The sequence below is a fragment of the Thalassiella azotivora genome (genome assembly GCF_054781695.1).
The window spans coordinates 40,285-55,233 of record NZ_BAAGTX010000025.1 but is presented as its reverse complement, the minus strand read 5'-3'; the positions used below and the strand labels follow the sequence as shown (position 1 = coordinate 55,233).

General features: G+C 76.8%; 12 protein-coding genes and 1 pseudogene. 1 reads left to right on the top strand and 12 read right to left on the bottom strand.

Going from position 1 to position 14,949, the window contains the following annotated elements; all coding sequences use genetic code 11:
- From ACYVQV_RS16160 to ACYVQV_RS16105, 12 genes and pseudogenes are all read right to left on the bottom strand, one after another.
- Positions 1 to 708 (bottom strand): annotated as a pseudogene (locus ACYVQV_RS16160) (hypothetical protein); the annotation flags it as partial.
- Complete coding sequence (gene nadD, locus ACYVQV_RS16155) at positions 705 to 1,388, bottom strand: nicotinate-nucleotide adenylyltransferase (protein ID WP_461024342.1); 684 nt, start codon at positions 1,386 to 1,388, stop codon at positions 705 to 707. The gene nadD and the pseudogene ACYVQV_RS16160, both read right to left, overlap by 4 nt.
- A 34-nt stretch (positions 1,389 to 1,422) precedes the next feature.
- On the bottom strand, positions 1,423 to 1,581 hold the full coding sequence (locus ACYVQV_RS16150) for a hypothetical protein (protein ID WP_461024340.1): 159 nt from the start codon (positions 1,579 to 1,581) through the stop codon (positions 1,423 to 1,425).
- 209 nt (positions 1,582 to 1,790) lie between these two features.
- Positions 1,791 to 3,128, bottom strand: coding sequence for a glutamate-5-semialdehyde dehydrogenase (locus tag ACYVQV_RS16145; RefSeq protein WP_461024339.1), 1,338 nt, complete (start codon positions 3,126 to 3,128; stop codon positions 1,791 to 1,793).
- A 22-nt stretch (positions 3,129 to 3,150) separates the two neighbouring features.
- Positions 3,151 to 3,474, bottom strand: coding sequence for a hypothetical protein (locus ACYVQV_RS16140; RefSeq protein WP_461024338.1), 324 nt, complete (start codon positions 3,472 to 3,474; stop codon positions 3,151 to 3,153).
- 191 nt (positions 3,475 to 3,665) lie between these two features.
- Positions 3,666 to 4,805 (bottom strand): glutamate 5-kinase, encoded by a 1,140-nt coding sequence (proB, locus tag ACYVQV_RS16135; protein WP_461024337.1) that lies wholly within the window; start codon positions 4,803 to 4,805, stop codon positions 3,666 to 3,668.
- Positions 4,806 to 4,862: 57 nt separating this feature from the next.
- On the bottom strand, positions 4,863 to 6,413 hold the full coding sequence (gene obgE, locus ACYVQV_RS16130) for a GTPase ObgE (protein ID WP_461024336.1): 1,551 nt from the start codon (positions 6,411 to 6,413) through the stop codon (positions 4,863 to 4,865).
- 165 nt (positions 6,414 to 6,578) lie between these two features.
- Entirely contained in the window at positions 6,579 to 6,836 is a 258-nt protein-coding gene (gene rpmA / locus ACYVQV_RS16125) for a 50S ribosomal protein L27 (RefSeq protein ID WP_461024335.1), read from the bottom strand.
- Positions 6,837 to 6,898: 62 nt separating this feature from the next.
- The gene (rplU, locus tag ACYVQV_RS16120; protein ID WP_461024334.1) at positions 6,899 to 7,207 is read right to left on the bottom strand and encodes a 50S ribosomal protein L21; all 309 of its coding nucleotides are present in this window, start codon (positions 7,205 to 7,207) and stop codon (positions 6,899 to 6,901) included.
- Positions 7,208 to 7,343: 136 nt separating this feature from the next.
- Positions 7,344 to 10,961, bottom strand: a complete 3,618-nt coding sequence (locus ACYVQV_RS16115; RefSeq protein ID WP_461024333.1) for an Rne/Rng family ribonuclease — start codon at positions 10,959 to 10,961, stop codon at positions 7,344 to 7,346.
- A gap of 139 nt (positions 10,962 to 11,100) precedes the next feature.
- Positions 11,101 to 11,901, bottom strand: a complete 801-nt coding sequence (locus tag ACYVQV_RS16110; protein WP_461024332.1) for a TIGR03936 family radical SAM-associated protein — start codon at positions 11,899 to 11,901, stop codon at positions 11,101 to 11,103.
- A 59-nt stretch (positions 11,902 to 11,960) separates the two neighbouring features.
- Entirely contained in the window at positions 11,961 to 14,138 is a 2,178-nt protein-coding gene (locus ACYVQV_RS16105; RefSeq protein ID WP_461024331.1) for a TPM domain-containing protein, read from the bottom strand.
- Positions 14,139 to 14,348: 210 nt separating this feature from the next.
- On the opposite strand from ACYVQV_RS16105, the gene ACYVQV_RS16100 reads away from it, so the two are divergent.
- Entirely contained in the window at positions 14,349 to 14,945 is a 597-nt protein-coding gene (locus ACYVQV_RS16100; RefSeq protein ID WP_461024330.1) for a hypothetical protein, read from the top strand.
- Positions 14,946 to 14,949 lie beyond the last annotated feature (4 nt).

Below are 14,949 nucleotides of genomic sequence, written 5' to 3'. Positions count from 1 at the left end.
GTCGAGGTCGTCCAGGGGCACGGAGGCCGTCGCCGGACCGGCGACGCGGGTCGGGTCGTCGCGGCGCCCCGACGGTCCGCGCACGGTCCGCTCCGCGGTCTGCCGCTCGCGCGCGGCCCGGCGCTCCCGCTCCTCGGCGAGCCGCCGCTCGCGCTCCTGCGCGACGCGGCGCTGCCGCTCCTCGGCCACCCGACGCTCCTGCTCGGCCCGGCGCGCCTCGGCCTCCCGGCGCTCGTCGATCTCGCGCAGCAGCGCGGCCTCGCGCTCCGCAGCCTCACGACGACGGCGTTCCTCGGCCTCGAGCTCGCGCCGGGCCTCCTCCCGGCGCCGGGCCTCGGCCTCCCGGCGGGCCTCCGCCTCGCGACGGGCCTCCGCCTCACGACGCGCCTCCGCCTCGCGCAGCGTCCGCTGCTCCAGCTCGGCGGCCCGACGGCGGCGCTCCTCCTCCTCGTACCAGGCCTGGCGCTCGCGCTGGGCCTCCGCCTCGCGGCGGGCCTCCTCCTCGCGCTGGACCTCCAGCTCGCGGCGGGCCTGCTCCTCGGCGCGGGCCAGGTAGGCGCTGCGCTCGGCCTCCCTGAGCTGGCGCCGGGTCAGCTGGACCTGGTTCTCGGGGGCCCCTGCGGCCTCCTGCTCCGCCAGCTGCTCGCGCAGCCGGCGCATGCGGCGCTCGCCGATGCCGGCGGTGTCGTCCGCGCGACCGGGCGTCATGGTCTGCTCTCCCGGAACGGGTGGTGGGCCGCGTGCGCATCCTCGGGGACGCGGTGGGTCTCGGGGTGGTGCTGGTAGAGGCTCTCCGGATGGTGCGGTTCGCGCGGTCCCTCCGGCCCACCCCGGTACAGGTGGTACTTGGCGATGTACTGGACGACGCCGTCGGGCACCAGGTACCAGACGGGCTGGCCCGCGCGCACGCGCTCGCGGCAGTCCGTGGACGAGATGGCCATGGCGGGAACCTCCAGCAGGCTGACGCCGTCAGCGGGCAGACCCGTGTCGCTCAGGGGGTGGCCGGGACGGGTGACGCCGACGAAGTGTGCCAGCGTCCACAGCTCCTCGACGTCCTTCCAGGACAGGATCTGCGCGAGTGCGTCCGCGCCGGTGATGAAGAACATCTCCGTGTCAGCACGCTGCGACGCCAGGTCACGCAGGGTGTCGATCGTGTAGGTGGGTCCCGGGCGGTCCACGTCCACCCGGCTGACCGTGAAGCGAGGGTTCGAGGCGGTCGCGATGACCGTCATCAGGTAGCGGTGCTCGGCGGCGGACACCTCGTCGACGTGCTTCTGCCACGGCCGGCCCGTGGGCACGAAGACGACCTCGTCGAGGTCGAACTCGGCCGCGACCTCACTCGCGGCCACGAGGTGGCCGTGGTGGATGGGGTCGAACGTCCCGCCCATCACACCCAGGCGCCGGCGACGCGTCACGCCCGGGTCAGTGCCTGTTGCCGACGCTGCGGAACGCGAACGTCAGGGCCAGCAGCGCCATCAGCCCGCCCAGGGCGCCGAGGCCGTAGACCTCGGGGGCGAAGGGGATCTCCATGTGGTGCTCCTGAGCCTGCTCGGCGGCGGCCTGGAGGACGGACGAGATCATGGGGTCTCCCCTTCTGACGAGATGGTCGAACGATCAAGCGAACAGTGTGGCACGGGCCGGGGCCGTCGGCTGTGACCCGTTGCACACAGCGTGAACACGGAGCGACACCTCCATCGGCAGCCGGTGACTCGAACAGCACTCTCCGTCACCCCAACGGGGCAAACCGGACACGGTGCTCGCGCCCCACGAGACCCCGTCACCCGCCACCGCTACGGCCGGACGTGCCCGTCGCCGGTGACGACCCACCGGGTGGTGGTGAGCTCGGCCAGCCCCATCGGCCCGCGGGCGTGCAGCTTCTGGGTGGAGATGCCGACCTCCGCGCCCAGCCCGAGCTCGCCGCCGTCCGTGAACCGCGTCGAGGCGTTGACCATCACCGCGGCGGAGTCCACGCCCTGGGTGAAGGCGTGCGCCACCCGCAGGTCGGTCGTCACCACCGCCTCGGTGTGGCCGCTGGACCACCGCCGCACGTGCTCGAGCGCGCCGTCCAGGTCGTCCACCACGGCCACGGCCAGGTCCATCGACAGGTACTCGGTGGCCCAGTCCTCGTCCGTGGCCGGCACCACCCGCACCCCGGACGGCGCCGCCGCGACCGCGCGCTCGTCGCCGTGCAGCGTCACGCCGGCGGTCGCGAGGTCCGCCAGCAGCGCCGGCAGCAGGTCCTGCGACCGCGACGCGTGCACCAGCAGCGTCTCGGCGGCGTTGCAGACGCTGACGCGGTGCGTCTTGGAGTTCAGGACGACGGCCCGGGCGACCTGGGCGTCCGCGGCCGCGTCGACGTACACGTGGCAGTTGCCGGTGCCGGTCTCGATCACCGGCACCGTGGACTCCTCGACGACCGTGCGGATCAGGCCCGCTCCCCCGCGCGGCACCAGGACGTCGACCAGCCCGCGGGCCCGCATCAGGTGCCGCACGCCCTCGCGACCGTGCTCGTCGACGGTCTGGACGGCGTCCTCGGGCAGTCCTTGCTCGCGCAGCGCCGTCCGCACCACCTCCACGAGCACCGCGTTCGTCCCCTGCGCCGCGGACCCGCCGCGCAGCACCGCCGCGTTCCCGCTCTTCAGCGCGAGGGCGGCCGCGTCGACGGTGACGTTCGGCCGGGCCTCGTAGACCATCGCCACCACGCCCATCGGGACCCGCGACTGGCTCAGCCGCAGACCGTTCGGCAGCACCCGCCCCCGGACCACCTCGCCCACCGGGTCCTCGAGGGCCACGACGTCCCGCACCGCGCGGGCCAGGGCGGCCACGCGGTCGGCGTCCAGCCGCAGCCGGTCCAGCAGCCCCTCGGCCAGGCCCGCCTCCCGGCCACGTCCCAGGTCGCGGTCGTTGGCCGCCACCACGCGCTCGGTGGCCCCCTCCAGGGCCGCCGCCACGGCCAGCAGCGCCGCGTCCTTGCGCTCGCGGGTCAGGGGCGCGAGGTCGCGCGCGGCCGCGCGGGCACGCCGGCAGGTCGCCAGCACGGCCTCGCGCACCGGGTCCGCGGCGACGTCGCCGTCCGGACCGCGTCCACGCGCAGCGTCGGTGGCACCGGGCAGGAGGCTGGAGGTCATGCCCCCAGCGTAGGACGGGCCGTCACAGCGGGCGGACCTCCCCGAGCACCAGCGCCGGGGGGACCAGTCCGCGGTCGGACCGCTCGCGCAGGGTGTCGCGGTCCAGCACCTCGAGGCCCACCACGCGCCAGTCCGGCAGACCCGCGCTCTCGCGGTGCTCGGGCCAGATCCGCAGCGCCATCGCGGCCGCGTCGTCGACGTCCTCGGCCTCGTCCCAGTACCGGACCTCCACGCGGTCCGCACCGTAGCGGGCCGAGGCGAGGAACGGCTGCTCGCGCTGCAGCGCCTGCAGGCCGGTGCGCAGCGCCAGCGCGTCCACCGGCTCCCCCGCCAGGACGACGGTCACGTGCCAGAGCGCGGGCTCGGCCCGCGGCCCCGACTGCGACGGCCCCGACTGCTGCGACCCCGACTGCTGCGACCCCGACTGCTGCGGCCCTGGCTGCGCAGGCCCAGGCTCCACGACCTCCACCCCGAGGTGCTCCTCTCCCCCGGGCCACGCGGCCCGCTGACGACGCCGCAGAGCGCCTCCGGGACCGCTCACCGGTGCAGCAGGACCATGTCGTCCCGGTGCACCAGCTCGCGGTCGTACCCCTTGCCGAGGGTCCGGGCCAGCTCCCTGGTGGACCTGCCGAGCAGACCCGGCAGCTCCGACGAGGAGTAGTTCACCAGCCCCCGGGCGTGCGCGTGGCCGCTTTCGTCGCACAGGTCGACCGGATCACCCGCCTCGAACCTGCCGTGCACCGACACCACCCCCGCGGGCAGCAGCGAGGCACGTCGGGCGACGACGGCCTCGACGGCGCCGGCGTCCAGCACCAGCCGCCCCACGGCGTTCGCGGCGTGCCGCAGCCACAGCAGCCGCGTCGCCGTGCGCCGGGCGGCCGGGTCGAACCAGGTCCCGACGTCCTCACCGTCGAGCGCCTGCCGCACCCGGTCGGCGCCGGTCAGCAGCACCGGGACGCCGGACGAGGTGGCGATCCGCGCGGCCTCCACCTTCGTCACCATCCCGCCCGTGCCGACCCCCGAGGCGCCGGTCGAGCCGATGCTCAGGCCCTCGAGGTCGTGGGCACCGCGGACCCGGTCGACCCGGCGGGCGCCCGGTCGCGTCGGGGGCCCGTCGTACAGGGCGTCGACGTCGGACAGCAGCACCAGGGCGTCCGCGTGCACCAGGTGCGCCACGAGCGCGGCCAACCGGTCGTTGTCCCCGAAGCGGATCTCGTCGGTCGCCACCGTGTCGTTCTCGTTGACCACCGGGACGACCCCCAGCCGCAGCAGCCGGTACAGCGTGCGCTGGGCGTTGCGGTAGTGCGTGCGGCGCACCACGTCCTCCGCCGTCAGCAGCACCTGGCCCACGACGAGCGCGTGCCCGGCGAAGGCACCGGCGTACCGGGCCACCAGCTGCCCCTGACCGACGCTGGCCGCCGCCTGCTGGGTCGCCAGGTCCCGGGGGCGACGGGTCAACCCGAGCGGCGCCAGGCCCGCGGCGATCGCGCCCGACGAGACCAGGACGACGTCCAGACCGCGGAGCCGGCGCTCGGCGAGCGCGTCCACGAGCGCCTGCAGCCGCTGGGTGTCGATGCCTCCCTGCGCCGTGGTCAGCGAGGACGAGCCGACCTTCACCACGACCCGACCCGCGTGCCGCAGGCCGTCGCGCGAGCGGACCCGCACCTCAGCGGCCACGGCGGAGCACCCCCCGCCCGCGGGCCCGGGGCGCGGACGCCCCGCACCGCCGCGCGCTCATCGGGTGTCGTCGTCCGCGGGGTCGACCCAGCGCCCGGCACGGCGCTCGCGGGCCAGCTCCTCGCGGGCGTCGGCCTTGGACTGGCGGCGCTGGGAGTACTCCTCCCGCTTCTGACCGCGCGTCGGGCGGTGGTGGTCGTCGAGCCGCAGGTCGCTGCCGCGCGGGCCGGCGAGCAGCTCCGCCCCGCCGACGAGGGTGGGCTCCCAGTCGAAGACGACCGCGTTCTCCGTCGGGCCGATGAGCACCTCGGAGCCGGCCACCGCGCCGGCCGCGAGCAGACCCTCCTCGACGCCGAGCCGCGCGAGCCGGTCGGCGAGGTAGCCGACGGCCTCGTCGTTGGAGAAGTCGGTCTGACGGACCCAGCGCTCGGGCTTGGCGCCCCGCACCCGGTAGCGCTCGCCGGCGTCGTTGTCGGTCGTCTCCTCGCGGGTGACGGTGAAGCCGGTGTCGTCGACGGCCTGCGGCCGCAGCACGACCCGCGGCGCCTGGACGACGATCGCGGACTCCCGCGCCTCGCGCACGAGGCGGGCCATCGCGAACGACAGCTCGCGCAGCCCCTCCCGGGTGGCGGCGGACACCTCGACGACCGAGTACCCGCGGGACTCGAGCTCGGGGCGCACGAGCTCCGCGAGGTCCCGCGCGTCGGGCACGTCGACCTTGTTCAGCGCCACGATCCGCGGCCGGTCGGTGAGCGGCACCACCTCCCCGTGGGTGTCGAGGTCCACCGCGTAGGCCGCCAGCTCGGCCTCGATCACCTCGAGGTCGCTGAGCGGGTCGCGGCCGGGCTCGAGCGTGGCGCAGTCCAGGACGTGCACGAGCGCCGCGCAGCGCTCGACGTGGCGGAGGAACTCCAGACCGAGTCCCCGGCCCTCGCTGGCACCGTGGATGAGCCCGGGGACGTCGGCCACGGTGAACCGCACGTCGCCCGCCTCGACGACACCGAGGTTCGGCACGAGCGTCGTGAACGGGTAGTCCGCGATCTTGGGTCGCGCCGCGGACAGGACGGCGATCAGGCTCGACTTGCCCGCGCTGGGGAAGCCGACCAGCGCGACGTCCGCGACCGACTTCAGCTCCAGGACGACGTCCCCGGACCACCCGGGCTCACCGAGCAGCGCGAAGCCGGGCGCCTTGCGCCGCGGCGAGGCGAGGGCGGCGTTGCCGAGACCGCCGCGGCCGCCCTGGGCGAGCACGAACCGGGTCCCCGCCCCGACCAGGTCGGCCACGACCTCCTCGCCACCGCCGGACCCGACCGTCTTGACGATCGTCCCCTCGGGGACGCGGAGGACCAGGTCGTCGCCGTCGGCGCCGTGCCGCATCCCGCCCTGCCCGGGCCGGCCGTTCGCGGCCCGCCGGTGCGGGCTGTGGTGGTACTCCAGGAGCGTCGTCGTGGAGGGGTCGACCTCCAGGACGACGTCGCCACCGCGGCCGCCGTTGCCGCCGTCGGGGCCGCCGAGCGGCTTGAACTTCTCCCGGTGCACGGACGCGCAGCCGTGCCCGCCGTCGCCCGCTGCCACGTGCAGCAGCACCTTGTCGACGAAGCTCGCCATCAGCCCTCACTCCCGCACCGGTCGGCGCTGCTGTGCCGGTCGGCCCACGCCGGTCACCGGATCGTGCCGGGTCGCCGCCCACGGCGACGACCCCTGGACGCAGGACGGGGTGAGCCGGTACCCGGCTCACCCCGTCCTGCGGTCGCTGCTCGCGTCAGCGGGTGGTCACTCGCCCGCGGTGACGATGTTGACGGTGCGACGGCCACGCTTGGTGGCGAACTGCACGTTGCCCGCGGCCAGCGCGAAGAGCGTGTCGTCCCCGCCGCGGCCGACGTTGTCACCGGGGTGGAAGTGCGTGCCGCGCTGGCGGACGATGATCTCGCCGGCGTTGACGAGCTGACCGCCGAAGCGCTTGACGCCGAGGCGCTGGGCGTTGGAGTCGCGCCCGTTCCGCGTGGAGCTGGCGCCCTTCTTGTGTGCCATGACTGGTTCCGCCTACCTGGTTCGTGTCCGAGGGTCCTGCCTGCCGGCCGTGCCGGCGGGACTCAGGCCCCGATCTTGGTGACCTTGATCTGCGTCAGCTTCTGCCGGTGCCCCTGGCGCTTGCGGTAACCGGTCTTGTTCTTGTAGCGCAGGATGGTGATCTTCGGGCCCTTGGCCGCGGCGACGACCTCGGCGGTCACGGTGACCTTCGCGAGGGCGTCGGCGTCGCTGGTGACGGTGTCGCCGTCGACCAGCAGGACCGGCTTGAGCTCGACCGTCGAACCGGCGTCCCCGGTCACCCGGTCGATGGTCAGCACGTCGCCGACCGACACCTTCTCCTGACGGCCGCCTGCGCGGACGATGGCGTACACCTTGGGCTCACTCCCTGACGTCGTTCGGTGCTGGTGGATCACGTCGCGCTCGGCCTGTCGGCTTCGCACGGGCACACACAGCAGGGCACGCCGAGGGCGTGCCGGGGACCAGCGTACGGATCCCGGCGCACCCCGGTCAAACCGACCCCTCCGTCCCCTGGCCGGCGTCCGTGGGCGCCGCGTCCTGCACCGGGCTGCTGCCCGACCCGCCCGACCCGCCCGACCCGCCGGGCGCCGTCGTGGGTGCCGTCGCCCGGCGCCGGCGACGGCCCCGGGCGGGGGCCACCGGGTCACCGTGCGGGGGTGCGGTGTCGTCCGGCGAGGGCTGCGCGGCGGGAGCCTGGTCGGCCCCCGCTCCGGCGGCTGCGTCGCCCGACGGGCCCGACGCGTCGGTCGCACCGGGCGAGCCCGGCTGCACCGGGTCCCCGTGCGGAGGGGAGGTGTCGTCCCCCGACTGCTGCGCCCGGGCGCCCGCCGCGGGCTCCTCCCCCGGTGCGGAGCCTCCCGCTCCGGACCCAGCGCCCTGTGCCGACGAGGAGGCCGACGAGGAGGCCGACGATGAGGCCGACGATGAGGCCGACGAGGGCTCAGCCGCCGGGTGCACGGGGTCACCGTGCGGCGGCGTGGCCGTCTCGGGCTCGGGCACCAGCACGGCCACCGGCTCGGACGCCCCGGCCACGACCGCGGCGACCACGACGGGCTCCTGACCGCCGGCGCCCTGACCCGCCTCGGCCTCGTGCTTGGCCCGGGCTGCGGCCGCCACCTTCGCCACGGCCGCGGCCTGCTCGGCACGGCGCTTCTCCTCGGCCGCCAGAGCCGCCTTCTCCTTCTTCGACAGCTGCCGCTCGGCCTTGGGCTGCCCGCCACCGCCGCCGGCCGCGCTGGTGCCGCGCCCGTCGCCGCCACCGCCGCCGCGCACGACCGGTTCGTCGTGCAGGACCACACCGCGTCCCTGGCAGTGCTCGCACGGCTCGCTGAACGCCTCGAGCAGCCCCTGCCCCACCCGCTTGCGGGTCATCTGCACGAGCCCGAGGGAGGTGACCTCGGCGACCTGGTGCTTCGTGCGGTCGCGGCCCAGGCACTCCAGCAGCCGCCGCAGCACGAGGTCCCGGTTGGACTCGAGCACCATGTCGATGAAGTCGATGACGATGATGCCGCCGACGTCGCGGAGCCTGAGCTGGCGGACGATCTCCTCGGCCGCCTCCAGGTTGTTCTTCGTGACGGTCGCCTCGAGGTTGCCGCCGGAGCCGACGAACTTGCCCGTGTTGACGTCGATCACCGTCATCGCCTCGGTGCGGTCGATGACCAGCGACCCGCCGGACGGCAGCCACACCTTGCGCTCGACCGCCTTGGCGATCTGCTCGTCGACGCGCTTGGCCGCGAACACGTCGCCGACCGACTCGTCCCAGTGCTCGAGCCGCTCCACCAGGTCGGGCGCGACCTCGCGGACGTACTCCTCGACCGTGCTCCACGCCTCGTCGCCGGAGACGACGAGCCGGGTGAAGTCCTCGTTGAACACGTCGCGGATCACCTTGACCGTCAGGTCCGGCTCACCGTGCAGCAGCGAGGGGGCGTTGGCGGTCGTCGAGCGCTTCTGGATGCTCTCCCACTGCGCCTGCAGCCGCTTGACGTCCCGCTCGAGCTCGACCTCGCTGGCGCCCTCCGCCGCGGTGCGGACGATGACGCCCGCCTCGTCCGGCACGACGGCCTTGAGGATCTTCTTCAGGCGGGCCCGCTCGGTGTCCGGCAGCTTGCGGGAGATGCCCGTCATCGACCCGTTGGGCACGTAGACCAGGTACCGGCCCGGCAGCGACACCTGGCTGGTCAGCCGGGCGCCCTTGTGGCCGACAGGGTCCTTCGTCACCTGGACGAGGACGGGGTCGCCGGACTTCAGCGCCAGCTCGATCCGGCGCGGCTGGCCGTCCATGCCCGCGGCGTCCCAGTTGACCTCGCCCGCGTACAGGACGGCGTTGCGTCCCTTGCCGACGTCGACGAACGCCGCCTCCATGCTGGGCAGCACGTTCTGGACCTTGCCCAGGTACACGTTGCCGATCATCGACGCCTGGGCCTTGCGCGCCACGAAGTGCTCGACGAGGACGCCGTCCTCCAGGACGGCGATCTGGGTGCGACCCTCGCGCTCGCGGACCACCATCACGCGCTCCACGCTCTCGCGCCGGGCGAGGAACTCGGCCTCGGTGACGATGGGCTTGCGCCGGCCGGACTCGCGTCCCTCGCGGCGGCGCTGGCGCTTGGCCTCGAGCCGGGTCGAGCCCTTCAGGCCGGTGACCTCGTCCTCGGCGCGGCGGCGGGACCGCGACTCCTCCGACCCGCCGTCACCCTCGCCGTCGCCGGAGCCACGGCGACGGCGCCGGCGACGGCGACGACCCGACGTGGACTCGGGCTCCTCGGCCTCGTCGGCGGGGCCAGCGCCCTGGTCGCGGGCGTCCTTCGCGGACGCGTCCTGGGCGGACTCGTCGCCCGTGGGGGCCCCGGAGCCCTCACCCGCCTCGGCGCGCGACTGCTGACCCTCCTCGCCGTCCTGGTCGGTGGCGTCACCGGACTCGCCGCGACGCTTGCGCCCGCGGCCACCGCGACGTCGGCGCCGGCGACCGCGGCCCTCCTGCTCGTCCTCGGCGGCGTCCCGGTCGGCGGCGTCCTCACCCTCGGCCTCGCCACCGCCCTGGGCGTCCGCGGTCGCGGTGCCGCCCTGGGCGTCCTCGGCCGCGGTGCCGCTCGTGGGGCCGGCGTCCCCGGAGGCACTCGTCCGCCTGCGTCGGCGGCGCGGGGCGGGCTGCTCCGGCGCCTCGGTCTCCTCGGCGCGGGTGGCCGGCGCGACCTCCGCCGGCTCCGTCGCGGCGTCGGTCGGCTCCACGTGGACAGGGGGCCCGGCCGGCCGCGACGCCGCGCGACGACGCCGGGGGGCGCTCGCCGCGCTGAGGTCGGGCGCCTGGAAGAGGACGGGCGCCGGGGCGGCTGCCGCCCCGTCGTCGCCGGTCCCGGCGTCCTCCTCCGACTCGTCCTCGGACTCGGGATCGGCGTCCTCCTCCGACCCGGCCTCGGCGTCCTGCGGCGCCGCTGCCGGCCCGGGGGCGTCGGCCGGCTGCGTGACGTCGGCGGCCGGGACGTCGGCCGCCCGCGTCGGAGCAGGCGCCGCCTGCCCGTCGTCGGCGGGCCGGTCGTCGTCGGGCTGCTGCTCAGGCTGCTGCGCCGGCTGCTGCGCGGAGGGTCCTGCCGCCTGGTCGTCCTCAGCCACGGCCGCCTTGGCGCGGGTGCGCTTGGCGGCGGTCTTGCGGGCGGCGCGCTTGCGCGGAGCGGGCGCCTCCCCGGCGTCCTGGGCGGTGTCCTGGCCCGTGGCAGCCGGGGTGTCACCCTCGGGGGCGCCGGCCGCGGCGACGTCGCCGGTCTGCTCCGGCGCCTGCGCCGCCTTCTTGCGGGTGGCGCGCTTGCGGGTCGCCTTCTTCACGGGGGCGGACTCGTCCGCGCCCGCCTCCGCCGCGGGTTCCGTCGTGGGCCCGGTGGTCACCGCAGCGGCGGGCGCCGCTCCAGCGACGTCCTCCGGGGGCGTACCGGCCGCGGCCGGTGCGGCGGCACCCGTCGAGGCGGACGGCGGACCGGCGGGCCGGCTCGCGGCGCGGCGGCGGGTGCGTCGCTGCGGGGCCCCGGTGGTGTCCGCGGGCGCCGCGCCCTGGTCGGGGGCGCCCTGGTCCGCCGCGCCCTGCGCGCCGGTGGTGCTGTCGTCGGTGGGGTTGGTCACGGGTTGCTCCCGTCCCTGCGGTACCGCCACACCGTCGGTGCCGCTCGGGCGTCGTCGTCGCCGGTGGCCCGGCGGCGGAAGTCGGTGGTCACGCCCCAGATCCGCGGCGTTCCGCCGGGTGGGCGGACGCGCGGTGCTCTCAGGCGCCGGCGGCGTCCCGGTCCGGGGCCAGTGGGTCGGCCACGGTGGCCGCCTCCTCGTCGAGCAGCCCCTGCGACAGCCGGGTCACCTGGGGTGGTGACACGGGCGCGAGGTCGGCCACCGCGCGGAGGGCGGTCAGGACGTCGTCGGGTCGGACGGCAGGTGTGGCGTGCCGCACGACCAGGTGGAGTATCGCACAGGGACGCCCCGTGGCCAGGGCGGCGCGCCCCAGGTCCGACCGGACGGCGTCCTCGTCGGTGCTCACCTCGGCCAGCCGGACGACGGCGGCGCGGGCGTCGAAGGTGCGCCGGCCCGACTTCGTCACGCGCTCGACCTGCACCTCGTCCCGGTCGAGGAAGGCGGTGGCGGCGGCGGCCGCGACCTGCGGTGCGACCTGCGGCAGCACGATCTCCCACCAGCCCCCGGTCAACCGGTCGGCGAGCGCCCCCGGACCGGCCTCGACGACGTCCACCACGTCCAGGCCGGGGGGCAGGGCGGCGTCGAGCGCGGCCCGCAGCTGCCGCGGGTCCACCCGGCGGACGAGCGAGACCTCCAGGTACTCCGCCTCGCTCGCGGCGCCGGTCGGGGCGGCGTTGGCGTAGGAGACCTTGGGGTGGGGGGTGAAGCCGGCCGAGTAGGCCATCGGCACCTCGGCCCGCCGCAGCGCGCGCTCGAGCGCGCGCTGGAAGTCGCGGTGGCTGGTGAAGCGCAGCCGGCCGCGCTTGGCGTAGCGGATCCGCAGCTTCTGGACGGCAGGTGGCGGCGGCGGTCCGTCGGGCGTGCGTGCCAGCGGGATCACTCCAGACGTGGGGGGGGGGCGGACGCGCTCCGGTTCACGCGCCGCGACGACCGCCCAGGCTAGCCGTCCACCGGGCCGGTCCCCTCGCACCGCACGGCGTCGCGGAGCGCCGCGTCGAGCCGCCCCTGCGGCGTCCGGTCGCCCGCGGCCCCGGTCGGCGGCCCCGCCGACTTCGGGGCGGACGGGGCGGTTGTCGCCGCCTCGTCGAGGGCTCCTGGCCCGTCGGCGACGAGGTCGGTGCGGGCGTGCTCGGTCGCGCGCCGGGCGAGCAGGTCCGCCTCGCGGGCGAGCTGGCCCGCCCGGGTCGGGTCGGCGGACAGCAGGGCGACGGCGGACCCCAGCCGCTGCTCGGCCAGGACCTGCAGGGCGCGGGCCCGCACACCGACCCGACCGGTACCCGTGGTCACGACGTCGCGCGCCAGCCGGGTGCCCGCGCGGGCCAGGAGGAGGGAGTGCTCGGCGACCTGCCGCGACCGGGCGCCGCGACCGAGCCCGGGGACGGCGGCAGCCAGCGCGCCGTCCACCTGCCCGCCGGCGTCGCTGAGGGTGCGCAGCGACCGGACCGGGTCGCGACCGTCCCCGGCGCCCCCGCGGGAGGCGTGGGTGGCGAGGGCCGCGCGGGCCGCCTCGACGGCCGAGCGCAGGTCGTCCCCGGCGGGCGGGCCGGTCGCGCCGAGCGCCCGCTCGGCCGCCGCGACGTCGTCCGCCAGACCGCGCTCGGCACCGGGCAGGGCCCGCTCGGCGTCGTGTGCGGTGCGGGCCAGGTGCCCCCCCGCGTCCAGCAGGACCTGGGCCTGACCGAGGGCGTCCTCGGCGACGCGCAGGTCGAGCGCGGCGGCCCCGGGCCGGGAGGCGGTGAGGTGGTCGCGCGCCCGCTCGAGGGCCCGCTCGGCGACGTCCGCGCGGTGCGCGACCTCGCGCGGCACGAGCTCCAGGCACTCGCGGGCGGTCGACGGGAGAAGGGGGCCGGCCCCTGGGGCGGGTGCCCGCTCGGCAGCGCCCACCAGGTCGTCGGCACGCCGCAGCTCCGCGAGACGGGCGGCCAGGTCCGTCAGCAGCTGGGAAGCCCTGCGGGGGACGTCGCGCCCCTCCCGCAGCTCGCCCACGCACGCCCGCAGCGACCGGTCGGCGGTCCGGCACAGCACCAGGACCTCCTGCAGCGCCCCGGACCGGCCGGGGTCCGCGCCCGCCTCCCGGCCGGCGCGCTCGCGTCGGGCGAACGCGGTCGCCAGGACCGCCTTGGCGTCGCGCAGCCGGTTCTCCACGCCGCGCAGACGTCCCGCCTCGTCCCCGGCCCCCGGCACGGCGTCGACCACCCCGGCGCCCGGGGTCGAGGGCCGTCGCGCCGCCACCTCCGCCCTCGCCACGGCCAGCTCGCGCTCCGCCGCGCCGAGGGCGTCGTCGGTGCGCACGAGCGCCCGGTCGACGTCGCCCTGCAGATCCGGTGGCCGGGCCCCGGCAGCCGGGGGCCGGGTCCGTGCCCGGACCGTCCCGGCGGACCAGCGCGGCCCCCGGACCCGCTCGCGGCCCGGCCGTCGCAGCACCAGCAGGATGGCAGCGGCGCCGGCCAGGGCGACGAGGGCCACCGCGCCCACGACGAGCGGCGCGACCCCCGGCCCCTGGACACCGGCCGGCTCCGTGCCGGGCGCCACCTCGACGGGCTCGGGCGTGCGGCCCGCGAGGACGTCCGCGTAGCCGCGGGCGGCACCGACGGCGGCACCGGCCCAGTCGGCCCGGGCCAGCGCGGGCTCGACGGCGACGAGCGCGACCTCGGCCAGCTCCGCGTCGGTCAGCTCGAACTCGCGGTCCACGGAGTAGGCGTAGACCCGGTCGCTGACGTCGACCGCGAGCAGGACGTCGTCCCGCCCGAGGCCGCTGAGCACCGCGGTGCGGTCCGCCCACTCCTGCGGTCCCATGCCGTCGAGGTCCTCGACGAACACGACGAACAGCCGGACGCCGGCGTCCTCCCGCAGGTCCTCCAGGGCGTCCTGGACCTCGCCCTCGGTGGTGACGACAGCGCCGGCCCGGTCGACGAGCTGCTCCTCCAGCCGCAGGGGCTCCTCGGCCGCGGCCGGCGCCGCCGGGACGCCGAGCAGGACGAGCACCGCCACCAGCACGGGGCGGACCAGGGAGGGCAGCCCCGGCACGGCGCGGACCAGGACGGCACGGACCAGCGCGGCGCGGACGGACCCGGGGGCCCGCCCGCGCCGTCCGGTGCTCGCGTCGGCGGCTGGCACGGGGCTCAGTGTGGTGCATGAGGGCGACATCGTCGTGCCGATCGCCCCGACCGCCGGGCCCTCGGCAGACACCGCCGCGGGGCGTGGCACCGTGGGTGCGTGGACGGTCACGCAGCGCCCGGACGGGGGCCCTCGCCCCGCCGGGTCACGCCCGCGCGCCGTCGGTTCGCGAGCACCCGCAGCCGGCGGGCGGCAGGGACGGTCCTCACCGTGGCGCTGCTGCTGGGAGCGTGCACCGGGACGGGGACCGGGGCACCGGAGGCCGCGTCCGAGGGCCGCGGCGGCGGGGTCGACCTCGAGGCGCAGGTCCGTGGCCTGCCGGGCGGCGGCCTGCGCGTGCAGTACCTGGTCACGAACCGCGGCCTCGACCCCGTCGTGGTCGCGGACGGCGTCCCGGTGGCCGACGCCACCCGCCGGCCGGAGCCGGACCCGGACGCTGCGTACGTGCGGATGCGTCCCGGGGGCACGGTGGAGGTGTCCCGGCGGACGTTCTCGGCACCGGCGGGGTCGGAGCGGTCGGGCACGGCGGTCATGCGGGGCACGCTGCTGCCGGCGGGTGAGGACCTGGCCGGCACCGTCGTCCTCGAGGCCCCCGTGCCCCTGTACCAGCCGTACGCGGCCGCCCGCGGGCAGGCGCAGGTGCCCGAGTCGGCCAGGACGGTCGTGTTCTGCCTGGGCGTCGTCGACCCCTCCGACCTCGAGGCCGCGCTGCAGACCCCGGTGGAGCCGGACGACGACAGGCCGGTGCTGCGGCACCCGACCCGCCAGCTCGTGCTGTGCAGCGACGAGCAGCCGCTCCCCCGGTGAGGGG